Origin of the sequence: Nostoc commune NIES-4072 (assembly GCF_003113895.1) — a bacterium.
In the GTDB taxonomy this organism is placed as follows: domain Bacteria; phylum Cyanobacteriota; class Cyanobacteriia; order Cyanobacteriales; family Nostocaceae; genus Nostoc; species Nostoc commune.
Genome location: NZ_BDUD01000001.1, coordinates 6,406,135 through 6,431,321, shown reverse-complemented (window position 1 = coordinate 6,431,321; position 25,187 = coordinate 6,406,135). Strand labels below are relative to the sequence as shown.

The window sequence follows — 25,187 nt, the reverse complement described above, 5'->3', positions numbered from 1 at the left end:
AGTTAAAAGTTTTTACTCTCCCCCTGCTCCCCCTGCTTCCCCTGCTTCCCTTACCTGAATTCCGTCTATGCTTAGTGTTTTAATTCTAGTGCTGTTAATCGGCGCAGCTTTAATTGGTTTCTCGCCCTCTGGCATCAGTGGTAAATTCGCCCGTGGGGTGGCTTTGGTCTTTGCCAGTATTGCTTTCTTGTGGACAATCATACTAGCAATTCAGTTTCATCCAGGGGAAATCACTCAACAATTTGCCGAGTCCCTCCCTTGGATAGATGTTTTAGGCTTGAACTATAACTTGGGAATAGATGGTTTATCTTTACCACTGCTGGTCTTGAATGGATTGTTAACTTGCATTGCCATTTATAGCAGCGATGAATCCCTTCAGCGTCCTAAATTTTATTACTCTTTGATACTATTATTAAGCGCTGGAGTGACTGGAGCTTTTCTAGCACAGGATTTACTGCTATTTTTCTTGTTTTATGAATTGGAACTAATCCCGCTATATCTGTTGATAGCTATTTGGGGTGGAGAAAAGCGGGGTTATGCTGCAACAAAATTTCTCATTTATACTGCTGTTTCGGGAATCTTGATTTTGGCAAGTTTTCTCGGCATGGTTTGGCTGAGTGGTTCCTCTAGCTTTGCACTAGCAACCTTGAATGCTACGACTCTACCTTTAGCGACACAGCTTTTACTGCTAGGGGGAATTTTGATAGGTTTCGGAATTAAAATTCCCTTGGTTCCCTTCCATACTTGGTTGCCAGATGCTCACGTTGAAGCTTCCACACCAATTTCTGTGCTGTTGGCTGGAGTGTTGTTGAAGTTGGGAACTTATGGCTTACTGCGGTTTGGCATGAACTTGTTACCAGAAGCTTGGGCTTATGTGGCTCCTTGGTTAGCAACCTGGGCAGTAGTCAGTGTACTGTATGGTGCATCCTGCGCGATCGCCCAGACCGACATGAAAAAGATGGTAGCATACAGTTCTATTGGTCACATGGGCTATGTGCTTTTGGCGGCGGCGGCTTCCACACCATTAAGTGTGTTGGGTGCTGTTATGCAGATGATTAGCCACGGCTTGATTTCCGCCATGCTGTTTTTGCTGGTAGGGGTTGTATATAAAAAAGCCGGAAGCCGGGATTTAGAAGTTCTCCAAGGACTGCTGAACCCAGAACGCGGTATGCCTGTAATTGGTAGCTTGATTGTTGTGGGAGTTATGGCTAGCGCAGGGATACCGGGAATGCTAGGCTTTATTTCCGAATTCATCGTTTTTCGGGGGAGTTTCCCAGTTTTTCCAGTTCAAACATTGCTATCAATGATTGGTACAGGCTTAACTGCGGTTTACTTCCTGATACTTCTTAACCGTGCCTTTTTTGGACGCTTGTCTGCACAAGTTACCAACTTACCACGGGTGTATTGGAGCGATCGCGCCCCAGCTGCAATTTTAGCTGTGCTGATTGTAATTTTCGGCATTCAACCTGGTTGGTTAGCACGCTGGACTGAACCAACAATTACAGCAATGGTGAATAACCAAAACGTAGTAGTAGCAGTGTCCTTGGATAAAGCAATGGGGACTAGGGATTAGGGATTAGGGAATGGGGAAGAAGCAGGGAGCAGGGGAGGCAGGGAAGACAAGGGGACAAGGGGACAAGGAGACTTAAATTAGAACTTGCAACAAGTGTTTCCCTTGTCCCCAATTCTCAAGAGTCCCCAAGTCCTCTTTCCCATGCCCCATGCCCCATGCCCAATGCCCTAATTCCTAAAGTTTTTGGAGAGATAGCAATGGTAACTATTAAAAAGAAAGCGGTTCACAATCCCTTAGCTGAGTATATTGAACGTTTGCAAACAGGAGATGCATTAGTCCCCGATAATCCAGAAAATGTTTTGGAAGTTGTTGGTATTCTTAAAAGTTATGGTGTAGTTTTAGATGCCTACTCAAAAAATCTTAATTATATTGCCGAGCATCAGTTTTTAATATTTTTCCCATTTTTTAAATACTTTAATGGAGAGGTTTCTTTTCAGAAATTACTCCGTCACTGGTGGCATAACCGAATTAATTTTGAATATGCCGAATATTGTATGAAAGCCATGATGTGGCACGGTGGCGGCGGACTAGATACCTATTTAGATACAAAAGAATTTCAAGAAAGAGCGCAAGCCGTTATCACAGCAAAATTTAAAAATAATCCCTTAATTCTAGGTATTAACCAACTGTTTCCAGATTTCTTAACAGAAAACTTGCGCGTCTCTGCTTACTACACTGGTTTAGGTCAATTCTGGCGAGTAATGGCTGATATGTTTCTTAACTTGTCAGACCGCTACGACCGAGGCGAAATCAAATCGATTCCCCAAGTTGTAGAACACATTAAAGCAGGGTTAGTGGCAAATGCATCAAACCCAATCACCTACGCCGTCAAAATTCGAGGTGAGGTCTATGAAATCATTCCCAAAAGCGTTGGTTTGACCTTCTTAGCAGATACAGCAATACCTTATGTAGAAGCAGTATTTTTCCGGGGAACTCCTTTCCACGGTACAGTTTCATACAACGCCCAAGGATATCAAATTCCCCCAGATCAAACTCGATTTCAATATGGCGCATTGTATGCCGATCCTTTACCAATTGGTGGCGCGGGTATTCCTCCCACCTTGTTGATGCAGGATATGCGTCATTATCTTCCAGAGTATTTGCACGAAGTTTATCGTCGCAGTCTTCGGGGTGAAGATGATTTGCGGGTACAAATTTGCATGAGTTTCCAAAAATCGATGTTTTGCGTGACAACAGCAACAATTTTGGGACTGATGCCTTATCGTTTGGATACTAAAGATCCAAATGAAGAAAAAGGTAATCAAGTTTATTTAGAAAAGTGGATGAGTCGGTTAGAAACTTCACGGTTGCTTGATGTGAATAAATAACTGAATTTATACAGAGAAATTTCAGATGCTTCTCAATCGCTATAAAAATTTTCAGCTAGTTCAGCAACTTGATCCAGTGCAAGATCATTGCCGGATTTATAACTTGATGAATGGCTATGAGTTTCCTTGGGATATGACGCGATCGCTCGAAGTTGCTTTGATGCGAACTTACTGCGTTCCTAGTATTTCTAAATTGCTGAATCAGACAGGAGAATTTACCCATTGTCCGCAAAAACGCTACGATGATACGGCAATAATTGTTGGAGAGATGATTAAGTGGGGTTATGATAGCGATCGCGGCAAAGAAGCCCTGCAACGCATGAATGCACTCCACGGACGCTTCAAGATTGACAACAGTGATTTCCTGTATGTACTTTCAACCTTCATTTTCGAGCCTATCCGTTGGAATGTGCGGTTTGGTTGGCGGCTGATGTGCGAACAAGAAAAATTAGCGTCTTTTTACTTCTGGCGAGAAGTAGGTAAGCAAATGCAGATTCAGAATATCCCTGAAACCTATGAAGAATTGGAGCGCTATAACCTTGACTACGAACGCCAAAACTTTCGCTATTCAGATACAAATCGTCGAGTAGGGGAAGCTACACGCGATTTATTTTTGAGTTGGTTTCCTTCGTGGATGCGTTCTTCTATCAAACCAGGTATCTACGCTTTATTGGATGAGACAATGCTCGATGCCTTTGGTTTTCCCTATCCTTCGCCATTGCTGCGATCGGTTATGGTAAATCTACTAAAAATCCGAGCCAAATTAATCCGGTTATTCCCACCTCGAAATCACCCTAATTTTTATATTGACTCTCCTATTCCCAGCTATCCCACTGGCTATGAAATTGCAAATGTGGGGCCAACGGAAAATTTTAAGCAGCAAAGCTCTGACAATGCTAGCATCTAAAACATACTGACTCACCGTTCTCTATCCTCGCGGATAAGTTCATAGGACTTACGCACACTCTACGAATTCTCGGCGCTCTTGGCGTCTTGGCGGTTCGAGAAATTAAGCTTTTTAGCAATTTTTGCGTAAGTCCTAGTTCAGTACTATCACTGAAAATTTTTCCTGTATATCTAACTTGAGCGCGTGCTACAGCTTCTCCGGTTCTTCAGTCTTTCTTATGTGAAAGTTAATATAAGTATTTTGGGGCTACAAATGTGGCTTGGATAGCAGGTAATCAATTGCAAGGTGGCAAATATACTATTGAAAGGGAATTGGGAAGGGGACGATTTGGTATTACTTATTTGGTAAAAAATAAGAAAGGCGATCGCCAAGTCATTAAAACTTTAAATGATGATTTACTAAATTCCCTTAACCAGTCGGAGCGCGGACGGCTAAAGACAATGTTTTTGCGAGAAGCCTTAAAGCTTCAGAGGTGTAAGCATAAGTATATTGTGGAGGTCGTAGACTCCTTTGAGGAAGCAGACCGTTTGTGTTTGGTAATGGAGTATCCGGAAATATCATGCTGCGGAGTAATGGCAAAGCAGTTCTGATTGACTTTGGCATTGCTAAAGAACTCGTGCCTAAAACTTTGAGTTCAAAGGGTATTGCAGGTAATGAGGGATTTGCGCCCTATGAGCAGATGAGCAGAGGTAGTCGAGATCCAACGGTCGATGTTTACTGTCTGGTTGCCACACTCTATTATGGGCTGACAGGTCAACGCCCTACAACTTCTCTGGCTCGCAAGCTAGACAATACTTTCCTGATTCCACCTAAACAAATTAATCCAAGCATCAGCGATCAATTAAATCAAGCAATTCTCGAAGGCATGGCACTGGAGGCAAAAGACCGCCCTCAGTCAATGCAGGTATGGTTGGCAATGTTAGAAGCACCAAAAGCAACGCCTCCACCACCTGTTGATCGAGTTCATAGAAAAGAAGTTCTTCCTTCCAAAGCCAAGCTATCCTTAAAGCCAATTCTTCGAGTTAAACCAACTACTAAACCACCTAGAATTATTCCCTGGGGCTGGTTGATTGGTGTATTACTAAGCTACCTATTGATAGGCTATTTGTTAGCAGCGTTTAACGCTCCGCACATAATTTGGGCTTGGGCTTGGGCTGTGGCTGGGGCTTGGGCTGTGGCTGAGGCTGTAGCTGTAGCTTGGGCTGTGGCTGGGGCTTGGGCTTCGGCTGTGGCTGTGGCTGGGGCTTGGGCTGTGGCTTGGGCTGTGGCTGTAGCTGGGGCTTGGGCTATGGCTGTGGCTGGAGATAAATTACTAGAATCTTTTAGCAAATTTCATACTTTTCTAATTTTAGCTAGCACTTCTAGTCTAGGCTTGGGTTTAGGATGGTTAGGACATAGGATTTTTAATATAGGTACATAGCTTACTCAAGCTCTAAAAGCTAACTGGCAAAAGATTTTGTAGCTGTTAAGCGATCGAATTTAATAAACGACCGCCCGAATTCAATAAACAACTGCTCGAATTCAATAAACAACCGCCCGAATTCAATAAACAACTGCCCGAATTCAATAAACAACTGCCCGAATTCAATAAACAACCGCCCGAATTCAATAAACGACTGCCCGAGCTAAAAATCTAGGCTTCTGGTTCGATGCCGAGCGATCGCAATTGAGCAGTCAAGCGATCGGCTCTTTGGCGTTCTAGTTCCGCCTTTTGGCTTTCTAATTCCGCTCTTTCCTCGCCACTCAACAACAAATTACCTTGCAAATCCCACCAGCGCAGCCAAGGTAATTCTGCATTTTGATAAACTCCTTGCCAAATACCTAACTCAACTCCCAAAGCAGCAATCAGATAATGTCCCCGTTCATTTGTTGTTAATAACTCATATTCTCCACCAATTAATTCATACATTTCTACACTGGCTTTATTCACTTCATAAATGCCATAAAAGGGAGTACGAATCACCTGTTCATAAATCCAAAATTTGCCCTTCCAAGGTGTTTTATCTCGTTCTTCTGCACCGTTTCCAGAGACAAATTCTAATATAATCAATGGAGCAATGTGTTCTTGCCACAGCACATAAGAGCGGCGGATTTGTCCATTGAGTGTAGGCGGCACATTCGGGACATAGAACCAATCGGGAGCTTCTGCGCCTTTTTCTGGGGGGTCAGTAATGCGCCAGTAAATACCACTGTCTTGACCGATGCAATATTGCCCATCAGGATGACGTTTTTGCAATACTGGTTTAATGGACTCGGTTAGTAGAATGCTTTGGGGATGTTCTTGAAAGTTTTTCACAAACGTGCCGTCTGACTCTGGAAGTTGAGTATGGTCTGGCAGAGTCATTCCAGAGATGGGGGGATTAGTTGCAGAGGTCATAAGCTTACCTTTGCAGGAGTAAGGGTTGTTTTTTAGTGTAGCTTGTCATTAGGTTTAGGCTGGCAAGACTTTCTTTGCAGCTAGGCTTCTGGTTCAACCCAAGCAAGCGATCGCACTTTCCATTAATCTCAAAGTACACGCAGTAAGCTAGGAATGCTTTCGATCGCTTCTAGATCCCGAATTTCAGCCAAAGCTTGCCTAAAATTCCCTTCCCGTACATCATGGGTAACAACCACAATCTCTGCAAGTTCCCCTTGAAAGCCAGTTTGGACAATTGACTCTAAGCTAACGCCATAGTTACCAAAGCAAGTCCCTAATTTACCGATAACTCCAGGTTGGTCATTGGTGAGGAAACGGGCGTAAAACCGAGTTATCAATTCTGCCATCGGCGCAATTTGGCAATATTCCTGATGTCCACAAGTTAATAAGGGATTTGCAACTGCTGTATTGGTTTTGAGGACAGCAACTAGATTTAAAATATCTGATGTAACAGCACTGGCGGTTGCACCAGCACCAGCACCAGGCCCAAAAAACATTACTTGCCCAATTGGTTCTCCTTCCACAAGAATGGCGTTGTAAACACCGTTGATGCTAGCCAAGGGGTGGGCTTGAGGCACTAATGTGGGATGAACTCTCACAGAGAGAGGAGATGAAGGAGTATTACGTTTAGCGATCGCTAACAATTTAATCACAAATCCCAATTTTTCGGCGTAGGCAATATCTGTTTTGCTAACTTGCCGAATCCCCTCGGTATAAACATCTTGTAGGTTAATACGTCCACCAAAGCCTAATGATGCCAGAATAGCAATTTTATCGGCTGCGTCTAAGCCATCAACATCGGCTGTGGGGTCAGCCTCAGCATAACCCAATCGCTGGGCATCAGCTAAGACATCATCAAAGTTGCTGCCTTCTGTTTGCATCCGTGTCAGGATGTAGTTAGTTGTACCGTTAACGATACCAGTTACAGTATTAATACGGTTAACACTTAAAGACTGCTTTAGGGGTTGAATCACCGGAATACCACCACCCACAGCAGCTTCTAACATGACGTAGACGCCAGCTTGATTGGCAGTTGTGAAAATTTCCGCCCCAAAGCGAGCGATCGCGGCTTTATTGGCGGTGACTACGTGCTTACCATTACTTAAAGCTTTCAGGATGAGCGATCGCGCCGGCTCCAGTCCGCCCATCACCTCGACAACTATATCTACCGCCGGATCGTTGACAATGGATTCTAAATCTGTAGTTAATACTTCTGTAGATAATTCTACTGCACGGGGTTTATCGAGCGATCGCACTCCCACCCGATAGATTTCTATCTCTTGCAACAATGGGTGACGCCCAGCGCTATCTTGCAACAACTGCACTGTTCCCGTTCCCACGGTGCCTAATCCCAGTATTCCTAGTTTCACACCCATTTTGCACCCAATTTATTCTTTAAGTGCTGAGTGCTGAGTGCTGAGTGCTGAGTAGTAACAAGTATTTAAATCAGTTATCAGTTATCAGTTATCAGTTATCAGGCGTATGGTGGGGGATTTAGACCCGCCACCAACGCATTCCACCTCTTTGTGGGGGACTTAAACCCAGGGATAAATAGATCACTGATAACTGTTTACTGTTCACTGTTCACTGTTAATACTTTACCTCCCAGAACTGAGAACTCTTTCCTCAGCCATCTGTATAAAACAATTGTAGGGTAGGCACTGCCTACCCTACTCATTCATAACTTAGAACTCAGAACTCGGTACTCAGCACTTAGTAGGTTTCTACGTGCCAGCGACCGGCTTTCTTGAGTTGCTTCTGGTAATCACTCCAGGTTACGTCTTCCTTAGCAGCAGCAGCAGTTAAGGCTGCATCAATACCTTCTTCCATACCGCGTAAACCGCAGATGTAGGTGTGGGTTTTTTCATTTTTGATCAACTGCCACAATTCATCAGCGTGTTCTGCTACGCGGTCTTGAATATACATTCTACCGCCTTGGGGATTTTTCTGTTCGCGGCTGATAGCAGCAGTGAGGCGGAAGTTATCAGGATATTTTTGTTGAATTTCTTCCAGTTCTTCCTTATATAAGAGGTTTGGAGTTGTTGGTACGCCAAATATTAACCAAGAGAATCCTTTAAATTGGTAATCTGGGTTAGCTGCTCTTTCCGCATCTTTAAACTGACGCCACAGATAAGCCCGCATCGGCGCAATACCTGTTCCAGTTGCCATCATGATCACATTAGCTTCAGGGTCATTGGGTAACAACATTTCCTTACCCACAGGCCCAGTAATTTTTACCTCTTCCCCTGGCTTCAAGAAACACAGGTGCGTAGAGCAAACCCCGTAGACTGTTTCGCTAGTTTCTGGGTGCTTGTACTCCAATTGGCGGACACACAGTGATACTGTCTTGTCATCCACATCATCGCCATGACGAGTTGAGGCGATGGAATATAGTCTGAGTTTTTCCGGCTTGCCGTTCTTGTCCACTCCTGGTGGAATAATCCCAATACTTTGACCTTCTATATACTTTAAATCACTCCCAGATAGGTCAAATTTAAGGTGTTGAACAATACCAATACCGCCTTCTTTAACTAGCGGTTCATTAGATATTACCTTACCAATAAACGGAGCATTGGGACGATAAGTGTTAACAGGAACGTCACCGTGGTCTTTTTTGGCTTTCGCTTGAGTCATGGTGTTGCCTTTCTTGTCCTTGTTCTCTTCAGCACTATGAGCATTCACAGGTGTGGCTTTACCATTCCCTTCACTGTTAGCAGTTTGCCCAGATGTAGCTAACTCGCTGACAACGCTTGTAGCATTCCCAAATGAGGCTTTACCATTAACTGGTTCTAAAACAGTTACAGGTTGGATGCTAACAATTGTGCCGCCTAGACGAGTGATACGTCGCATTTCTTGATTCATGCGGTTGTAAGGCACTCTGATGAACACACTGCCACTTTTCCGAATTGGGTAGTTAGTTTGATCAGTTTCTTCGCTCTGACGCAAACCCACCACTTCATAAAGGAAGATGCGGCTACCTAATTCTGTGTTGGCAGCACCCTCAACAGCACCTTGATTGTACATTCGTTCTACCACTCCGATAATTTACTTAACCGTTTTTCAAAAAAAAACTATTCCCCTACCTTGCCAGCTTTAGTTTACCGGATTTTCGTTTCACAAAACTGGCGATGAAGGAAAAACGGCATCATTAAATTAATGCCTTGCTAAGTACACTCACCAAAGACATGCAGGCACAGCAAAAAACACACCTGTTCATTCACCTTCTAAGGTAAAGGATAAGTCTTGTGGAGAATGTTAATAATGAGTCAATTTAATCTTTTTTTCGTTAACTACCACCCCCATGAGGGAGATAGTTTTTTACCTTATTACCCAACGAGTAACTTAAAGGGGCAGATATTGTAGGAAGCTTGATTCGATTATTAGTGGAAGCTACTGCTTAGTTGACTTCCAAAAATTGCCGTTGCGCTTGCCTACTCCAAGAATTTAAATCGGAAATGCCAATTTCAGAAGGTTTTCTTCCAATTGGTTTTACTTCTTTAAATCTACTATCTGGGAATATTGTTAGCCATATTCATGATCTGTCTATGGATAATGACATGACTCTGACAACTCAAGCTACAAATATAACGATATAGAGAACCGTGATTTTAGCACCTGTAATCAGTTTCACTTGATGTGAAAAATCTGTCAACCCCTATCAGTACTTGGCCATAACGTCAACGCTTGTATTTGAGCATATTTATAAATTTACAGCCAAGAATTTGACTAATGCAAGTTCTTTGCTCATTCGTTGGATAGATTTTTGCTTTGAATATATTAAGTATTGTCGAGCAGGAATTACAATTTAGGAATATCAAAAAATTCACGGCAATAATAAATTATACCTTATAGTCTTGTTTATAGTCACAAGTAGCAGACTGATAAAGGCGTAACGCTGATGGGCAGTGCTGATCCCCGTTTTTAAATTAACAACTAAATCAACAAAAAAATCATTCATGAACCACCCTAATTCTTATTGAGAGCAATCTTGTATGGGATACCCCCTTCTGTTAAAATCAAATATACCACTAGGATTAAATACTTACCGGCACCAAAATTCAGGCTAGTCCGACGAGTAGCAACTTAATTACTTTTGTTGCTCACTTGCTTGGTGTCTTATAGATGTGCTAGGTAGCAAGAACGCAGGATAAACCAAAGGGTTAAACTCCTGGCTTCAGAATCTGCTGTGTGAAAAAATATTGAGACAATTTTAGTATTTTAGAGGAGATTTATGACAAATAAGCCGGAACGCGTGGTACTGATTGGAGTAGCCGGAGACTCTGGGTGCGGGAAATCTACGTTTTTGCGTCGTTTGATAGATTTGTTTGGTGAAGAATTAATGACAGTCATTTGCTTGGATGACTATCATTCACTAGATCGCAAACAACGTAAAGAAACGGGGATAACGGCATTAGACCCTAGAGCCAACAATTTTGACCTGATGTATGAGCAAATTAAAGCGCTTAAAAGTGGTCAAGCGATTGATAAGCCGATTTATAACCACGAAACTGGCTTAATTGATCCGCCAGAGCGGATAGAGCCGAATCACATTATAGTTGTTGAAGGGCTGCATCCTTTATATGATGAGCGGGTGCGATCGCTAATCGACTTCAGTGTATATTTTGACATTAGCGATGAAGTCAAAATTGCCTGGAAAATCCAGCGAGATATGGCTGAACGTGGCCATCGCTACGAAGATGTCTTAGCGCAAATCAATTCCCGCAAACCTGACTTTGATAAATTTATTGAACCACAAAGAGAATTTGCTGATGTGGTTCTACAAGTATTACCCACGAACTTGATCAAAAACGACACGGAGCGCAGAGTCTTGCGGGTACGTATGCTCCAGCGCGAAGGTAAGGAAGGCTTTGATCCAACCTACCTATTTGATGAAGGGTCAACAATTAATTGGACTCCTTGTGGACGCAAGCTGACCTGTTCTTACCCTGGTATGCAACTGTACTACGGTTCAGATGTTTACTACGGCCGCTATGTCTCAGTACTAGAGGTCGATGGTCAATTTGACAACTTGGAAGAAGTAATTTATATCGAAACCCATCTCAGCAATACATCCACTAAATATCAGGGTGAATTGACTCACTTGTTACTCCAGCACCGCGAGTATCCAGGTTCCAATAATGGTACTGGTTTCTTCCAAGTGCTTACAGGATTGAAAATGCGTGCTGCTTATGAGCGCTTAACAGCTACGGAAGCAAAGTTAGCGGTTCAGGTTTAAAAGCAGCAGTGTTTGTGTCAAAGTTTGTGGGGGCGCTTCTTAGTGTCCCCTTTTTTTGTGTTATTAAATACTTTTAACCACAAATTAATTAGCATAAATTGATCTTCTTTACAGATACTTACCTGATAGCTAGTAGTTTTTATCGATATTAATAAGATACTAACTACTGAAGTATAAATATTGTTATGATTTCATAAATTAATGTGAGTTCGACTGCTTATAAGGTGTTCACCTAATGAGCCGAATCAAAAGACCTTTAAAAGGTTTTACTACCCAAAACCATGTCTTTTTGAGTCAGAGAGGGGCAGGCTTGAACTTTAGTTCAAGTTAGGGTTCATCTAACTCACGTTAAATTAGGTAGTTGAACTAAATACTAGATTTAGTTCAGCCAAAAAATTCAAATCAGGAGGAATTTCCTTTGTCTCGTCGATATCTATTTACCTCGGAGTCAGTCACCGAAGGTCATCCAGATAAAATCTGCGATCAGATTTCTGATACCATTCTGGATGCCCTACTGACACAAGACCCCAGCAGCCGTGTTGCAGCTGAAGTAGTAGTTAATACTGGTTTGGTGCTAATCACTGGTGAAATAACCACCAAAGCCAATGTGAATTTCGTCAATCTTGCCCGTCAGAAAATTGCCGAAATTGGCTATACCAATGCCGATAATGGGTTTTCTGCTAACAGCACCAGCGTTCTGCTGGCTTTAGACGAACAATCACCTGATATTGCTCAAGGCGTTAACACCGCTCAAGAAACGCGCCAGCAGGATAGTGATGAACAATTTGACAAAATTGGCGCGGGCGATCAAGGTATAATGTTCGGTTTTGCTAGCAACGAAACACCAGAACTGATGCCCTTACCCATCAGTCTCGCCCACCGCATTGCTCGCCGATTGGCAGCAGTCCGCAAAACAGGTGAATTGTCATACCTGCGTCCTGACGGTAAAACCCAAGTAACTGTGGTCTACGAAGATGGACGCCCAGTAGGTATTGATACTATTCTAATTTCCACCCAACATACAGCCAGTATTGGGGAAATCACGGATGAGGCGGCGGTACAAGCCAAAATTAAACAAGACCTCTGGTCAGCAGTGGTCGAACCTGTTTTTGGTGACATTGAAATTAAGCCTAATCAGGAAACACGTTTTTTAGTTAACCCCACTGGCAAATTTGTCGTTGGTGGCCCTCAGGGAGACTCTGGTCTGACAGGACGGAAAATAATAGTTGACACCTACGGTGGTTACTCACGGCATGGTGGCGGCGCTTTTTCTGGTAAAGACCCCACCAAGGTAGACCGCTCTGCTGCTTATGCTGCTCGTTATGTGGCGAAAAATATTGTCGCTGCTGGGTTGGCAGAAAAAGTTGAAATTCAACTATCCTATGCCATTGGCGTAGCGCGACCAACAAGCATTCTGGTTGATACCTTTGGCACCGGTAAAGTGGATGAAGAAACTTTACTGGAATTAATCAACCAGCACTTTGAACTCCGTCCGGCGGGGATTATTCATGCCTTCAACTTACGTAACCTACCAAGTGAAAGAGGCGGACGTTTTTATCAGGACGTCGCGGCTTACGGTCATTTTGGGCGGGCTGATTTAGAGTTGCCTTGGGAACAGACCGATAAAGCCGAGTTGTTGAAGCAAGCAGCAAATGAGTTGCTTTCGGCAGTAGTTGCTCAAGCACTAACTTAGACTTAGACGCTACTGCAAAAACTTAGTTTATATATCTGAGGGTATTAGCAACTTCACAAATTGTTTATACCCTCATTTATCTAAAACAGAATTTAGCATTAATTCTGACTTTGCAATATTTGAATTTTTTCGGAATTTTAATCTTACAAATTGTTTATACCCTCATTTATCTAAAATAGAATTTAGCATTAATTCTGACTTTGCAATATTTGAATTTTTTCGGAATTTTAACCCTATCTAGGGTGTTAAGCTGTCGCGCAGAGATTGGTGACAACTATTTTGAGAATAAATTATGCAAGAGTTTGTGATTTATCAAGATATCCTTCAAAAAGGAAGACAGCAGGAAGCACTAGCACTGATAAAATGCGAACAATTGCAGAAATTAACGAAAAAATCAGCCGCCAACGTGCGGTAGTGTTGACAACTGAAGAATTAAAAGCACGAGTTGTAGAAATCGGTGTTACTAAAGCAGCTAAAGAAGTTGATGTAATTACCACTGGCACATTTGAGCCAATGGAATCAAGTGGTGCAATTATCAATCTCGGACACACTGATCCCCCGATAAAAATTCGTCGGTGTTGGTTAGATGGGGTTCCAGCATACTCTGGTTTTGGGGCAGTAGATTTATATTTGGGTGCGAGTTCTGCTGTAGAGACAACGGACGGGGAAGAAGTCAGAGAACGTGGCGGGGGTCATGTAATCGAAGATTTGATCGCTGGTAAACCTATACACGTAAAAGCGCAAGGACAAGTAACAGATTGTTATCCCAGAGCAACTTTTGAAACTACAATTACCAATGAAACGATTAATCAGTTTTATTTATTTAATCCCCGCAATCTTTATCAAAATTTTATTGTTGGTGTAAATGGTGGCGATCGCCCCCTCTTCACCTATCTCGGCCCTTTACAACCGCGTCTGGGAAATGCCGTTTACTCTAACCCCGGTGCTATTTCCCCCTTACTCAACGACCCCGATTTACAACTCGTTGGTATCGGTACTCGAATTTTTTTAGGTGGTGGTATTGGCTATGTCGCTTGGGAAGGCACTCAGCACTTTCCTTTACAAAAGCGTTTAGCTAATCGTACACCCATTGGGCCTTCCGCCACTTTAGCTTTAATTGGTGATGCCAAGCAAATGGATGCTCACTGGGTTCGGGGTTGTTACTTCAAAAGCTATGGCCCCTCATTGATGTTAGGTGTTGGTGTACCACTACCTGTGTTAAATGAACAAGTAGTTGAACACTGTGCCGTCCAAGATCAAGACTTAGTAGCCCCAATAGTGGATTTTTCCATTCCCCGGCGCGTTCGTCCTACTTTTGGTTTAGTGAGTTATGCCCAACTAAAATCTGGGCGGATCACGATTGAGGGCAAAGCTGTACGCTCTGCCCCCTTAGCAAGTTTGTTTTTTTCTAGGCAAGTCGCCCTAGAGTTGAAAAAGTGGATCGAAGCCGGTACGTTTACCCTGACAGAACCAGTTTCTCCAATTCCGATGGAGCGATCTTTTCTACCCCAAGACCGACGGACGGATTTTTGATATTGGGGACTGGGGACTGGGGACTGGGGATTGGGGACTGGAAAAAATTAGTTGAACCCTAATATTTAATCTAATCCCCAATCTCTAATTCCTAGCTCCCAATCTTTAATCCCCAGTACCCAATCCCCAATCCCCAATACCCTATTCTTGAGTCGGTTTCGGCCGCTTGATGGGTTTAGGAGCGGGTGTTCTTGGTATAGGTTTTGACACCACCGAGGTGTCGCCGCCTGCGCTTGTTTTCTTGATAGGACGTGGGGTTTCGCCACTGCGTCTAGGGGGGAATGGTTTTCTACCACCAGCACCACCGCCACCGCCAGCACGAGGGCCACCTTTGAATGGTGGTTTGCGTTTTTTGGGCAAGTCAGCGATCGCCTCAGCTTTTTCTACGATCAAAACGTCAGCTTCTCGCTTGGCTTGGAAGTCCCAGAACTTTCCTACTGCTTTGGTGGTCAGCACGCCCCTCAATTTCAATTTAAAATATTTGGGTTTCTCAGTTGGTTTGCGTGCGGCTTGCCTAATTTTGACTACCAAGCTCTTAGCATCAAAAGATTGGTAGACTACCTCACCACGAACAGAAAAACCACCATCTGCAACTTCTGATGAGGGAATTACGGGAATTGTACTTAGTTCAGAGTTTTCGGATAAGCCATCATCGGGAATCTGTTGTAACTCTTGCAATTCCAAGTCTGAATCGTCTTCATCTGTTGAGTTTTTTGCCAGATTTTCTGGCTCCCAAACTCCGACGATTTGGATGTGCAAGGTATCATTCTCTTGTCTTGTACGTGGATATACTACCCACAAGTGTTCTTTTTCTAAGTCTAGATGATTCTTGACTAAGCTCATAATCCGGCCTAGGAGGACGGCATTGAGTTCTACACCATCTGTGGTCAGCAGCGTACCTTGAGTAAATTGTTCGCTGCTAGCATGATAGCGACCCCTAACTAACCCGATCGCTCGATATTGCATCGGCTCACTGGGAGGCGGAATTGGTTGCTGTCGATTGATTAAGTTCCCATTTGAGTCAGTCTCAATGGGGTTAACAGGCGAATTTTCAGGTTTAGAGGACTTGGCTGCTATGTGAACATTAGCGGCTGCCTCTTTGTTAGTTGGGCCCTGGCTAGAGGTAGAAGAATTAGAAGATTCAGGCAACGGCATCAGGTCGGAATTCATAAAAACTCCTTGCGGCGGAGACACATCCCATTGTGGGATTTTACAAAGGCAGCTGGAAAGAGCATTTGTGCGACTGATGAAAGTATATTTGCTTTTCACAAAGTCACACTAGGGTACTCTATAACAATATTAAAGGCGCTAAATTGAGTGTATAAACACTAAATGTGTAATTCAGCGCCTTTACACTAGTTTCGGAAGCATATCATAGCTACAATTCTGACGGCTCCTCCTAAAGTCATCACTTACTTTAGCAGTGTAAATAGTTAATTGTTATAAAATTCACAGGCAATTGGCGGTATTCCGCAAAGTTTTGGAAATTTTTAACTTTACGATTTATGTAAATGATAATGTCATTAAAATTTAGGAGAAAGACAAAACTGTGTCTCAACCGCGCAATCGTTGGATAGTTCAAATCGTCTTGGCGGTGGCAATTCTTGCTTTTGTGGGTGTTTCGGTGATTCCCATAATTGGAGCATTTAATAATACGCCACCCTCAAACCAGAATACCGCTAGCACCAGAGGCACTTTGACCTCTGCTGACCAAAAATCAAAACTGGAAGACGAAGTACGGGGTTATGAACTGGTTTTGCAAAGGGAACCAGAAAATCAGACTGCGCTTAAAGGCTTATTACAGGCGCGGCTACAATTACTGAGTCAAAAAGAAAAAAGTGAGGTTAAACCAGCTGATATCCAAGTCGTCATTGAACCTTTAGAAAAGCTAGCGAAGCTGAATCCCGAACAGTCAGAATATTCAGTGCTACTGGCTCAAGCCAAACAGCAAATTGGCGATCGCGAAGGAGCCGCTCAAGCTTATCGCTCTATTTTGTCTACGAAACCAGGCGATTTGAAGGCTTTACAAGGAATGGTGGATCTGTTAATAAGTCAGCAACGCCCGGAAGCAGCTATTGGTTTGCTGCAAGAAACCCTCTCTAAGGCAGCCCAAGCGAATAAAATTCAGCCAGGAAGTGTAGATATAGTAGCCGTGCAGGTACTGTTAGGTTCGGTTCACGCTTCCCAGAAACGGTACGATCAAGCTAGCTCTGTATATGACCAAGCAATTAAGAAAGATCCCAAGGATTTTCGCCCCGTTATGGCAAAAGCGATGCTCTTGAAACAACAGGGCAAAGATGCAGATGCAAAACTTTTGTTTGATAGTGCCGCAGCTTTAGCACCTGCTCAGTACAAAGACGTAATTAAGAAGGCAGCAACGGCTTCCCCCCTCCCTAATCCTGCTGCATCTCCCACGCCTTCACCGGAAAGTACGCCGAAATAGGGGCATGGGGCATGAGGCATGGGGCATGGCTCAATAATCAGAAGTTCTTTCTTATTCTGCCTCCCCTGTTCCCTGCCTCCCTACTTCATCCCCTCATGCTCCCTCAATGGCAGCAACGACACCAAACACTAGAAACAGGCATCCGCCAATCAGGGTGAGTTGACGCTCAGAAATTCGTCCGGCAATCATTTTGCCGCCGATAACTGCGATCGCAGCACATAAGGCATGTCCTAAAATTGCCCCTACTGTCACTCCAATGGGATTATTACCTGCCGCTAAGGCAATGGTGGCAATTTGAGTGCGATCGCCCCACTCTGCCATAAATGTCAACACAAAGGCTTCTATGATAATTGCCAAGGAAGTCTTTTGCTTTGGTAGCTCCAAATCTGCTTTTTTCACCGCAGCTTCGGCTTCTTCTATAACTTCTGTATCACAAGCAGCAGGAGACATTTTACTAGCGTCATATAACAGCTTGAGACCAAAGGCAATAAACAAAGCTATTTCGGCGTAATGAATATAAACTTTTGGTAAGAAAGATACCGCTTGTCCAAATAGCACCGAAAGGATTGTCATCGCGGCTAAAGCAGCTGTCACACCTGTAAATACCAGCCGCCGCGAGTGGTGCATTGCCAATATTACAGCAATAAAAAATGTTTTATCGCCCAGTTCTGAAACTGTAATTAATAATAAACCTGCGGTAAAAGCTGTTAACACTCTCTCAAGCTCCTGAAAAATCGTTTACCGATGTGAAGCTTGATGAGAACCAAAAGACCTCACCAAGTTTACACTTTTCGGTGTGAACTTAGTGAAGGTCTCGCTTTCAAATATTTATTACTTGCCACCTGAACCAGGCTCATCGCCAGTATGTTGATTCAGATGTACTGGCTTTTATGTTTTTGGCCAGCAGCTACTCCCCTTCTATGCGAATGCTATTATACATCTTTTACGGGTAGAAGTCAACGAAGTAGGGAATCAAGAGGTATTACTGTAAAGTGGCACATATAGTCCGCTTCAGTGTTTACTGAGGTAAAAACTCATCATTTGTGACTTCTAGTAGCTGATATGGACATACCACAGGAAAGGATTCTACTGACAAACCAGTTTCAGCTTTTGCTTGCTTAACCGCTTGTGCATAACACTCTATAAAGATGTTCTCAAGATAGGATTTGAGGCTAGGCGAATCATCTAGAGCTTCTTTGACACGTCTACGATGTTCAATAATGCTTCCTTCCCAGCTACCGCTTCTCTTTTCAGGCTGAAATTGGCATTTAAGCAAATGCACCAGTATTACAATTAGATTACTCTTGAGGCTCCGACGCTCACTCCTTCCCACGTCGGCAATTTCTTCGATGAGCTTTTCCCAGTCTACGTTAGCGTAGTCGTGACTTTGCAATTTTTCCACAGTCGTTTCTATCCATTGCAAGTAATCCGTGTCATATAGCGTTTGGGAATGCGCTTTTAGGGAAGACATGGCAGTTTCCATCGGAAATGGTTAGATAATTTCTCGCATATCTTTACGATTAACATCGGTGCGTTAACAGAGTGTAACGCACCTTACGGATTCTAAGAATTGGGAGGTATGAATTTTGTCAGAGGTTTAGTCTTGCGTTTCTAGCATGTAAATTTTGCGATGTTTTGTTGATTCATCAGCATCGAGTGGAACGGTGAACTAAAACCTTCTCCAACGCTGCATTTTACCCTCACCTCACCTTTAGAGGTCATTATCAAGTAAAAATCAAATTATTGCATCCTGTTCCGGTTATGCCAGTCCAACCAACTTGGCGCTTAGTTCCCACATGCGATCGCCTTTTTCATCATCGCGGGCTTGAGGAGAGACTTTTTGGACAAAGGATTTGCCATCTTTCTTTTGGCGATTTCCCCAGCTCCAATAAGCACCAGATTGATTATACTCAGGATCGGCAACTACCGCAGCAACCCGTTCTCCCGCCAACTCTTGAGACACATATCCCCCAGTGATGTACTTCTGGAACAAAGGGAAGATTTTCTGAAATAAAGGATAGTGGTTTCTAAATAGCGGCGTTTCTGCAACACATCCCGGATAGAGAGAGCTAAAAGCGATGCCAGTGGACTCATGATAGCGCTTATGCAGTTCCCGCATGGTTAGGACGTTGCAAACCTTGCTGTCTTTGTAAGCTTTGACTGGTTCAAATTTCTTACCATCAATCATTGAGATCGGCTCTTTAAACCCTTCGGCAAAGCCTTGCAAATCGCCCAAGTCTGGACGCGGCGGAATCTTCCCACCTAGTTCGTCTGGATTGTGGGTAACAGTTCCCAAAATTACGAGCCTTGGCTCTGAAGATGACTTCTTCAGATCCTCTAGCATCAGGTTACACAATAGAAAATGTCCGAGGTGATTTGTGGTGACAGTTAACTCGTAACCTTCTGGACTGCGTAAAGGCTCTTTTATTAAGGGCATATAAATTGCAGCGTTGCACACCAAAGCGTCTAGAGAGTGTCCGCTTGCTCGAAAGTTATTCACAAATTGTCGAACGCTTTCTAAAGAGCCAAGATCGATATGCATGATGGTGTAACTACCCTGATGCGGGATTCCCACAGATTGGGCTGCAAGTTGAGCCTTCGCTATATCCCTACAAGCCATTACTACATACCATCCCCTTTCAGCAAGAGCCTTGGCAGCGTATAAACCGACTCCTGAAGAAGTACCTGTGATTATAACCGTTGGCTTGTGATGTTGTTCCATTGTGTTCAGCCTCCATTGACTGTCTCTAGGATCTCACACCAGTGAGCCATCATTGTCACCAGCTTTTTCAATGCTGGTGAACTAACCCGTACTCCAAATAAGTATCTTGATTTTTTGCTTGAAGCAGTTGGAAACTTCACTGTTTTCAATATCAAGGGTAATGATTATCGCCTAATTGTCGGTATTGATTATGAAGACCAGGTAGTTTACTACAAATACTTTCTTACACATACTGAATACGATAAAGGCAAATGGAAAAATGACTTTTACTTTTGACGAAACTGCTTATCGCAATCTAGTAGCTGAAGTTGCTCCCAAGGTAATTGAGACGGAAGACGAATACGAACGTATATTGACAGTGGTAGAGCGTCTAACCTTTGCTAAAAATCGTACTCCAGAGCAGCGAGTTTTACATAAATTGCTGGTGAAGCTGATTGAAGTATATGAAACACAGAACTACCCGATGGATTTATCTGTGCCTCATGAGATACTTCAACATATCATGGAAGCAAGTGGAACCCGTCAAGTTGACTTGGTAGGGGTTATTGGATCAAGCGGTGTGGTGTCTGAGGTTGTTAATGGTAAGCGTTCGATTAGCAAGGCACAAGCCAAAATGCTTGGTGATTACTTCAAGGTTTCACCTAGCCTATTTATCTAAGCCTCAATTTAAAATATAGGCGATCGCTTCTCACTCAGTTCGATTGAGTTTCTCTAAAAGGAGAGCTTCTACCTCGCTCTCAGGATTGTCAAGATCGAAAGGATAAGGGTGTTGTGTAGCGGAGTCACAACGACTCATCAAAACTTGCAACGCAGCCCGAAACGCTTCTTCCTCATTTCTATGTTCTGAAAGATATCGTTTCAGTTCAGTATTGGTCATCTGGTTTAGGTTCTGCATCATACAACAAATTTCCAATTCCCATATTGATCAATTATGACTGCAATCTCATCGTTCAAACCAGCTTGAATATAAAGCGTTTTCAACTTTTGGTCGTAGCGGAAAACCTGGATAGGCTGATACAGATTAGAAAGTAACTGACAAAGGAATATCGCTGTATCCGATTGCTTCTGTGTTGGCATGATGTGGCTGCTGCCCTTTTAATGTATATACGTTACAATTCTAATGTAAGCAGAACATAATATATACGATGCCAGTTATCAGAATACCCGATCCTATTTACAAAAGGCTCCAAGCGATCGCCGTACCTTTTGAGGATACACCTATCACTGTTATTGAGAAGTTACTGAATGAATATGAGGCACATCACCAGTCTCAGCAAATTTCTGAAACTGAAAACGATAGAGTTATTGAACCTGGGGTAAGCAATTTGCAGCATACCAGAGTGCTTCGAGCCATTATGGGTGGTGAGGAAATTCATCAACCGAACTGGAACAAAATCGTCGATGCAGCACACGAACTTGCTATTCGACAGGGAGTTTCTGTAGACGAACTCATGAAGCTAACCCTTGCTCATGTTGTTAAGGGTGAAAAAATTAACTCTGGTTTTCATTACCTGCCAGAGGTAAACATTTCAATACAAGGTGTAGATTCAAATCTTGCTTGGCGTAACACTTTGCACTTAATGAAGAATTTGAAAATGCCAATTGAAATACACTTCGAGTGGCGCGACAAAGAGGGAGCAGCACATCCCGGTGAGAAAGGTCAGCTAATTTGGAAGTTTAAGTAGCATGTGAGAGTCACAACTGTGAAAAAATTACTAGATATATGTATATTTGATGTGTTACGTTTATATTTATAAACATTTATGATAAAAAAACTAGCAGATGACGAGCTACAACCAAGAGTAGAACAGCTACAATCCTTATATAGACTTTGCCATCAACTTACATAGGACTTACGCAAAAATTGCTAAAAAGCTTAATTTCTCGAACCGCCAAGACGCCAAGAGCGCCGAGAATTCGTAGAGTGTGCGTAAGTCCTATTACAAATGTGATGTTTCAGCCAATTCACATCGTGCGATTAGATGAACGATCGCTCAATATATTTATATTAGCTGGACAAGATGAAGGAATAGAGCTAGAAATTAAGCCAGATGGTAGTATAGAACCATGAATGTAGTATAGAACTATGAATCAGGTAAACTATACAGCAATGAGCGACCAAGAGCTAAAGAGTTACTTTCTTAACCACAAGGATGATAAGGAAGCCTTTTATGCTTACATGGATAGACGAAAATCTCGTTATCGTGATGCTGCAATACAATTAAATGATCCAGCTTGGGAAGAAAAGATAATAGCTGTGATTCAGAAACAATTAGGTTCTGATTGATAATTTAATCGTTTCATATTTTTAATCGAGGCGGACAAAATTTTTGTAGTCCCCTCGATTTTCTATATAAATTTACTTTTGGCTAATACTTACGCTCTTTTGGCTCAAATATAGTAATCGCCACTGGCCGATATTGAATGTCAATTCCTGCTGGTGAATAGTAAGCCATTGTGTGTTTGAGGAAGTTGGTATCATCTCGCTCGGAATAATCTTCGCGGAAATGAGCGCCACGACTCTCTTGGCGATTTAAAGCTGATGCCAAAATAGTCTGTCCCACTACCATTAAACTTCGCAATTCCAAAGCTTCCACAAGTTCTGTATTCCAGCAACTACCTTTGTCATCTAAATAAATTTGTGGATATTTTTGTTGTATTTCTGCTAATTTGTGTAACCCTTCACTCATTAATGCCTCAGTGCGGAAAACACCACAGTACTCAGTCATACAATCCTGGAAGGCTTGACGGACTTGGTTAATTCGGTACTGCCCTGGTTGTTCTAGCAGAGATTGGATTTCTTTCTGGGCTTGGGTTACATAGCGTTGCTCATCTATAGAGGGTAACTTCCGTCTTTGGACAAATTGTGCGATCGCAGCCCCAGTTCTCTTGCCATAAACGACACATTCCAGCAGAGAATTACTCCCCAAGCGATTAGCACCATGTACGGAAACACAAGATGTTTCGCCAGCAGCAAAGAAGGCATCAACTAAACCATCACCACTACTGCGGACTTGCCCATCAGTATTAACTGGGATACCACCCATACAATAGTGGATTGTCGGGCGAACTGGCATAGGTTGAGTTACCGCGTCAACACCTACCAAACGGTGTGCTTCTTCCCAGCAGAAGGGAACGCGACTCATAATTTTTTCTTTGCCCATGTGGCGTAGATCCAGATAGACAAAGGGGCCCCCAGCACTACCATCGAGATGAACACCACGACCGGCGCGAATTTCATAAGCGATCGCTCGTGAGGTAATATCACGAGGAGCCAATTCCATGCGGCTGGGTGCATAGTTCGCCATAAAGCGATCGCCTTCACTATTAATCAGATACGCCCCTTCGCCCCGTACTGCTTCCGAAATCAACACGCCTACCGGATATAAACCAGTGGGATGAAATTGGACAAATTCCATATCTTCTAAGGGCAAACCTGCGATCGCAGTCATTGCCAAACCATCACCAGAAGAAGCGTAATCATTAGAGGTGGTGTTATAAACGCGACCATAGCCTCCTGTGGCAAACATCACCGCCTTGGCTCGCACTACCTCTATACGTCCATCCAAAAGATGGAACATCACCACACCCTTCGCCTCATTTTCTTCCAAAATGAGACGCATCACATACCATTCTTCATAAACTTGTACCCCGTAACGCCGCAAGTTATTAACCAATTCGTGCAAAATTGCGTGACCGGTCTTGTCAGCAGCGTAACAAGTGCGGTTGTGAGAATGTCCGCCAAAAGCCCGTTGGGCAATGCGCCCATCGGGTAAGCGAGAGAACAAAACGCCCATGTGTTCCAGGTCAATTACCACATCTGGCGCTTCTTGGGCGAGAATTGCCACAGCATCTTGGTCTGCCAAGTAATCAGAACCCTTGACAGTATCAAAAGCATGTGCTTGCCAAGTATCTTCTGAATCAACATTTTTCAACGATGCAGCCATACCACCTTGAGCGGCTACTGAGTGCGATCGAATTGGGTGGGTTTTGGCAACCACAGCAATATTTAAATTAGGGTCAGTGCGGGCAATTTCTACAGCAGCGCGACATCCTGCCAATCCACCCCCGACAATAATCACATCATGTTCCAGCATAATTAGCCCCTGATTGCAAACCCCTGCTGTTCTATTGTAGAGAGGTGATTAATCAGGTAGTACGTTACATCTCTACAAAAAAATCCCTGCCTATAGACAGGGATGCTATTACAAATTTTGACATTGGGAGTGAAAAATTAAAAATGAAGAGCTAGGTCTTCATTCATAACAGACGCGATTAATCGCGTTTCCACTCCTAACTTTTGTACAGACGCGATTAATCGCGTCTCTAACTTTTCAGCTAGTCGCTTGTACAGGTTGTTGCTGAGACACATTACCTGGTATGGGTTCCATTTTTGTTTCAGGCCCTACAGGAGTGACTTCAATATGATTTAACAAGGTAGTGACAAACGCAAACAACAAGAAAGGTAGCGATAGCAGAACGACAAGGCCAGCTGTTGCTAAAGCGTACACGGGGCGTTTAGCACCCATAAGCGCCAAGGCTGATGCCAAACTTAGGGTAATTGTAATCAACCAAACAATTATTTGACCGTAGATATCACCGAAAGTCAGGGTACAGACAAACCGATATTTTTGAGTATTATTTCCGCTCATCACATTTGCCTCAAGTCTCTCCTAATAGGTTCTACGTTAGAACTATGTTTGCCTTGTAGACAATTTCTAAATATTTTTGCAAGCTTCGTAATATAACTTCATAATTAACTTATTTTGTTACAAAGCGTAATTTTTACTACAGCATGACGAAAATACACCAACCATACGCTACGGGAAGCCCTTCTTTTGTAGTTGTCGCTACCTGTAATTCTCTCCTTCTCTTGTAGTACGAAATAATTTAACTGTTAGTTTCCTAACCAGCCTGGAACTTTAGTTCCAGGCTAATACATAAAGTCTACTGAAAGTAGACTAAAAATTTTTGGGTATATCTTAGTCATAAAGAGATAAATTTTGCTATTAGCAAGTAACTGAAGTGCCTTGCGGGATATGACTTTTAGGTTAAGTTGACACTATGCACTGTGTTGCGCGAATTTTCCACGTTGTACTCTTTTGGAGAACCCGCAGGGTAGTAGGTGGCGTTGTATTATGTCGTAGCCCAACGCACCATCCCAATAACGCATCTTACAAGATTGAAGCCAATGTGCTTAAAAGTTAGCATAAAGACTAAGGGGCTAAGTGTTGATATAGGCTAAGTTTTTTGTTAAAAGTTTTCGCAATCCTAATCAACTCTTTAACAAATGGACTCTTTGCTTAAAGCAAAAATAATTTTTGTCATCTGCCAAA

General features: G+C 43.0%; 25 protein-coding genes and 1 pseudogene. 14 read left to right on the top strand and 12 right to left on the bottom strand.

Going from position 1 to position 25,187, the window contains the following annotated elements; all coding sequences use genetic code 11:
- Nucleotides 1-67 precede the first annotated feature (67 nt).
- The 5 genes from CDC33_RS28715 to CDC33_RS28700 all read left to right on the top strand — a co-directional run bounded on the left by CDC33_RS28715 (nt 68) and on the right by CDC33_RS28700 (nt 5,228).
- Nucleotides 68-1,573, top strand: coding sequence for an NADH-quinone oxidoreductase subunit M (locus CDC33_RS28715; RefSeq protein WP_109011815.1), 1,506 nt, complete (start codon nt 68-70; stop codon nt 1,571-1,573).
- A 197-nt stretch (nt 1,574-1,770) separates the two neighbouring features.
- Nucleotides 1,771-2,901: a CO2 hydration protein gene (locus CDC33_RS28710; protein WP_109012746.1), complete on the top strand. Its 1,131-nt coding sequence runs from the start codon at nt 1,771-1,773 to the stop codon at nt 2,899-2,901.
- Between the two features lie 25 nt (nt 2,902-2,926).
- Nucleotides 2,927-3,808: an oxygenase MpaB family protein gene (locus CDC33_RS28705; protein ID WP_109011814.1), complete on the top strand. Its 882-nt coding sequence runs from the start codon at nt 2,927-2,929 to the stop codon at nt 3,806-3,808.
- Between the two features lie 254 nt (nt 3,809-4,062).
- Nucleotides 4,063-4,398 (top strand): protein kinase domain-containing protein, encoded by a 336-nt coding sequence (locus CDC33_RS40685; protein ID WP_244919373.1) that lies wholly within the window; start codon nt 4,063-4,065, stop codon nt 4,396-4,398.
- Nucleotides 4,368-5,228, top strand: a complete 861-nt coding sequence (locus CDC33_RS28700; RefSeq protein WP_244919372.1) for a serine/threonine-protein kinase — start codon at nt 4,368-4,370, stop codon at nt 5,226-5,228. The genes CDC33_RS40685 and CDC33_RS28700 overlap by 31 nt, the downstream gene beginning before the upstream one ends.
- Nucleotides 5,229-5,441: 213 nt before the next feature.
- On the opposite strand, the gene CDC33_RS28695 is transcribed toward CDC33_RS28700, so the two are convergent.
- The 4 genes from CDC33_RS28695 to CDC33_RS41740 all read right to left on the bottom strand — a co-directional run bounded on the left by CDC33_RS28695 (nt 5,442) and on the right by CDC33_RS41740 (nt 10,051).
- Nucleotides 5,442-6,185: a Uma2 family endonuclease gene (locus CDC33_RS28695; protein ID WP_109011813.1), complete on the bottom strand. Its 744-nt coding sequence runs from the start codon at nt 6,183-6,185 to the stop codon at nt 5,442-5,444.
- A gap of 128 nt (nt 6,186-6,313) precedes the next feature.
- Nucleotides 6,314-7,600, bottom strand: coding sequence for a homoserine dehydrogenase (locus tag CDC33_RS28690; protein ID WP_109011812.1), 1,287 nt, complete (start codon nt 7,598-7,600; stop codon nt 6,314-6,316).
- Between the two features lie 337 nt (nt 7,601-7,937).
- A complete protein-coding gene (gene cpcD/petH / locus CDC33_RS28685) occupies nt 7,938-9,248 on the bottom strand; it encodes a bifunctional rod-capping linker CpcD/ferredoxin--NADP reductase PetH (RefSeq protein WP_109011811.1) in 1,311 nt (436 codons plus the stop codon).
- A 653-nt stretch (nt 9,249-9,901) separates the two neighbouring features.
- Nucleotides 9,902-10,051: a helix-turn-helix domain-containing protein gene (locus tag CDC33_RS41740; protein ID WP_181374163.1), complete on the bottom strand. Its 150-nt coding sequence runs from the start codon at nt 10,049-10,051 to the stop codon at nt 9,902-9,904.
- Nucleotides 10,052-10,455: 404 nt separating this feature from the next.
- On the opposite strand from CDC33_RS41740, the gene CDC33_RS28675 reads away from it, so the two are divergent.
- The 3 genes from CDC33_RS28675 (at nt 10,456) to CDC33_RS28665 (ending at nt 14,686) form a co-directional block, all read left to right on the top strand.
- The gene (locus CDC33_RS28675) at nt 10,456-11,460 is read left to right on the top strand and encodes a phosphoribulokinase (protein WP_109011809.1); all 1,005 of its coding nucleotides are present in this window, start codon (nt 10,456-10,458) and stop codon (nt 11,458-11,460) included.
- Nucleotides 11,461-11,878: 418 nt separating this feature from the next.
- A complete protein-coding gene (metK, locus tag CDC33_RS28670; RefSeq protein WP_109011808.1) occupies nt 11,879-13,153 on the top strand; it encodes a methionine adenosyltransferase in 1,275 nt (424 codons plus the stop codon).
- Nucleotides 13,154-13,516: 363 nt separating this feature from the next.
- Nucleotides 13,517-14,686, top strand: coding sequence for a homocysteine biosynthesis protein (locus tag CDC33_RS28665; RefSeq protein WP_109011807.1), 1,170 nt, complete (start codon nt 13,517-13,519; stop codon nt 14,684-14,686).
- Nucleotides 14,687-14,827: 141 nt separating this feature from the next.
- Here the strand turns inward: CDC33_RS28665 and patR are convergent, their stop codons facing one another.
- Entirely contained in the window at nt 14,828-15,856 is a 1,029-nt protein-coding gene (patR, locus tag CDC33_RS28660) for a heterocyst master regulator PatR (protein WP_109011806.1), read from the bottom strand.
- 379 nt (nt 15,857-16,235) lie between these two features.
- Here patR and CDC33_RS28655 point away from each other — a divergent pair, with 379 nt between their 5' ends.
- Nucleotides 16,236-17,129 (top strand): tetratricopeptide repeat protein, encoded by an 894-nt coding sequence (locus tag CDC33_RS28655; protein WP_109011805.1) that lies wholly within the window; start codon nt 16,236-16,238, stop codon nt 17,127-17,129.
- A gap of 93 nt (nt 17,130-17,222) precedes the next feature.
- On the opposite strand, the gene CDC33_RS28650 is transcribed toward CDC33_RS28655, so the two are convergent.
- The 3 genes from CDC33_RS28650 to CDC33_RS28640 all read right to left on the bottom strand — a co-directional run bounded on the left by CDC33_RS28650 (nt 17,223) and on the right by CDC33_RS28640 (nt 19,851).
- Nucleotides 17,223-17,843: a TMEM165/GDT1 family protein gene (locus CDC33_RS28650; RefSeq protein ID WP_109011804.1), complete on the bottom strand. Its 621-nt coding sequence runs from the start codon at nt 17,841-17,843 to the stop codon at nt 17,223-17,225.
- Between the two features lie 304 nt (nt 17,844-18,147).
- Nucleotides 18,148-18,600, bottom strand: a complete 453-nt coding sequence (locus tag CDC33_RS28645) for a DUF29 domain-containing protein (protein ID WP_109012745.1) — start codon at nt 18,598-18,600, stop codon at nt 18,148-18,150.
- A 288-nt stretch (nt 18,601-18,888) separates the two neighbouring features.
- Nucleotides 18,889-19,851 (bottom strand): protochlorophyllide reductase, encoded by a 963-nt coding sequence (locus CDC33_RS28640; RefSeq protein WP_109011803.1) that lies wholly within the window; start codon nt 19,849-19,851, stop codon nt 18,889-18,891.
- Nucleotides 19,852-19,971: 120 nt separating this feature from the next.
- On the opposite strand from CDC33_RS28640, the pseudogene CDC33_RS28635 reads away from it, so the two are divergent.
- A pseudogene (locus CDC33_RS28635) lies at nt 19,972-20,127 on the top strand (type II toxin-antitoxin system HigB family toxin); the annotation flags it as partial.
- Nucleotides 20,111-20,509 carry a helix-turn-helix domain-containing protein gene (locus CDC33_RS28630; protein WP_109011801.1) on the top strand — a complete coding sequence of 133 codons (399 nt, stop codon included), beginning with the start codon at nt 20,111-20,113 and terminating at the stop codon, nt 20,507-20,509. The pseudogene CDC33_RS28635 and the gene CDC33_RS28630, both read left to right, overlap by 17 nt.
- A gap of 30 nt (nt 20,510-20,539) precedes the next feature.
- Here the strand turns inward: CDC33_RS28630 and CDC33_RS28625 are convergent, their stop codons facing one another.
- A complete protein-coding gene (locus CDC33_RS28625; protein ID WP_109011800.1) occupies nt 20,540-20,749 on the bottom strand; it encodes a DUF6887 family protein in 210 nt (69 codons plus the stop codon).
- Entirely contained in the window at nt 20,746-20,928 is a 183-nt protein-coding gene (locus CDC33_RS28620; protein ID WP_109011799.1) for a DUF6888 family protein, read from the bottom strand. The genes CDC33_RS28625 and CDC33_RS28620 overlap by 4 nt, the downstream gene beginning before the upstream one ends.
- Before the next feature lie 68 nt (nt 20,929-20,996).
- Here CDC33_RS28620 and CDC33_RS28615 point away from each other — a divergent pair, with 68 nt between their 5' ends.
- The 3 genes from CDC33_RS28615 (at nt 20,997) to CDC33_RS28610 (ending at nt 22,138) form a co-directional block, all read left to right on the top strand.
- Nucleotides 20,997-21,536 carry a T4SS efffector SepA family protein gene (locus CDC33_RS28615; protein ID WP_109011798.1) on the top strand — a complete coding sequence of 180 codons (540 nt, stop codon included), beginning with the start codon at nt 20,997-20,999 and terminating at the stop codon, nt 21,534-21,536.
- A 239-nt stretch (nt 21,537-21,775) separates the two neighbouring features.
- A complete protein-coding gene (locus CDC33_RS39205) occupies nt 21,776-21,922 on the top strand; it encodes a DUF6888 family protein (protein ID WP_181374264.1) in 147 nt (48 codons plus the stop codon).
- A 15-nt stretch (nt 21,923-21,937) separates the two neighbouring features.
- A complete protein-coding gene (locus CDC33_RS28610; RefSeq protein WP_109011797.1) occupies nt 21,938-22,138 on the top strand; it encodes a DUF6887 family protein in 201 nt (66 codons plus the stop codon).
- Nucleotides 22,139-22,220: 82 nt separating this feature from the next.
- Here the strand turns inward: CDC33_RS28610 and CDC33_RS28605 are convergent, their stop codons facing one another.
- Together CDC33_RS28605 and CDC33_RS28600 are read right to left on the bottom strand one after the other, a co-directional pair.
- Nucleotides 22,221-23,948 carry a succinate dehydrogenase/fumarate reductase flavoprotein subunit gene (locus tag CDC33_RS28605; RefSeq protein ID WP_109011796.1) on the bottom strand — a complete coding sequence of 576 codons (1,728 nt, stop codon included), beginning with the start codon at nt 23,946-23,948 and terminating at the stop codon, nt 22,221-22,223.
- Nucleotides 23,949-24,185: 237 nt separating this feature from the next.
- The gene (locus tag CDC33_RS28600; RefSeq protein WP_109011795.1) at nt 24,186-24,503 is read right to left on the bottom strand and encodes a hypothetical protein; all 318 of its coding nucleotides are present in this window, start codon (nt 24,501-24,503) and stop codon (nt 24,186-24,188) included.
- Between the last annotated feature and the right edge of the window lie 684 nt (nt 24,504-25,187).

Excerpts from the sequence above, each read along its gene's own strand:
- CDC33_RS28620 (WP_109011799.1), bottom strand. The coding sequence starts at position 20,928 with ATGCCAACACAGAAGCAATCGGATACAGCGATATTCCTTTGTCAGTTA.
- CDC33_RS28605 (WP_109011796.1), bottom strand. The coding sequence starts at position 23,948 with ATGCTGGAACATGATGTGATTATTGTCGGGGGTGGATTGGCAGGATGT.
- CDC33_RS28695 (WP_109011813.1), bottom strand. The coding sequence starts at position 6,185 with ATGACCTCTGCAACTAATCCCCCCATCTCTGGAATGACTCTGCCAGAC.
- CDC33_RS28600 (WP_109011795.1), bottom strand. The coding sequence starts at position 24,503 with ATGAGCGGAAATAATACTCAAAAATATCGGTTTGTCTGTACCCTGACT.
- CDC33_RS28665 (WP_109011807.1), top strand. The coding sequence starts at position 13,517 with ATGCGAACAATTGCAGAAATTAACGAAAAAATCAGCCGCCAACGTGCG.
- CDC33_RS28630 (WP_109011801.1), top strand. The coding sequence starts at position 20,111 with ATGACTTTTACTTTTGACGAAACTGCTTATCGCAATCTAGTAGCTGAA.
- CDC33_RS28700 (WP_244919372.1), top strand. The coding sequence starts at position 4,368 with ATGCTGCGGAGTAATGGCAAAGCAGTTCTGATTGACTTTGGCATTGCT.
- CDC33_RS28645 (WP_109012745.1), bottom strand. The coding sequence starts at position 18,600 with ATGTCTTCCCTAAAAGCGCATTCCCAAACGCTATATGACACGGATTAC.
- CDC33_RS28715 (WP_109011815.1), top strand. The coding sequence starts at position 68 with ATGCTTAGTGTTTTAATTCTAGTGCTGTTAATCGGCGCAGCTTTAATT.
- CDC33_RS28610 (WP_109011797.1), top strand. The coding sequence starts at position 21,938 with ATGAATCAGGTAAACTATACAGCAATGAGCGACCAAGAGCTAAAGAGT.
- CDC33_RS28640 (WP_109011803.1), bottom strand. The coding sequence starts at position 19,851 with ATGGAACAACATCACAAGCCAACGGTTATAATCACAGGTACTTCTTCA.
- CDC33_RS28705 (WP_109011814.1), top strand. The coding sequence starts at position 2,927 with ATGCTTCTCAATCGCTATAAAAATTTTCAGCTAGTTCAGCAACTTGAT.
- cpcD/petH (WP_109011811.1), bottom strand. The coding sequence starts at position 9,248 with ATGTACAATCAAGGTGCTGTTGAGGGTGCTGCCAACACAGAATTAGGT.
- CDC33_RS28675 (WP_109011809.1), top strand. The coding sequence starts at position 10,456 with ATGACAAATAAGCCGGAACGCGTGGTACTGATTGGAGTAGCCGGAGAC.
- CDC33_RS28625 (WP_109011800.1), bottom strand. The coding sequence starts at position 20,749 with ATGATGCAGAACCTAAACCAGATGACCAATACTGAACTGAAACGATAT.
- patR (WP_109011806.1), bottom strand. The coding sequence starts at position 15,856 with ATGAATTCCGACCTGATGCCGTTGCCTGAATCTTCTAATTCTTCTACC.
- CDC33_RS28690 (WP_109011812.1), bottom strand. The coding sequence starts at position 7,600 with ATGGGTGTGAAACTAGGAATACTGGGATTAGGCACCGTGGGAACGGGA.
- CDC33_RS28615 (WP_109011798.1), top strand. The coding sequence starts at position 20,997 with ATGCCAGTTATCAGAATACCCGATCCTATTTACAAAAGGCTCCAAGCG.
- CDC33_RS28710 (WP_109012746.1), top strand. The coding sequence starts at position 1,771 with ATGGTAACTATTAAAAAGAAAGCGGTTCACAATCCCTTAGCTGAGTAT.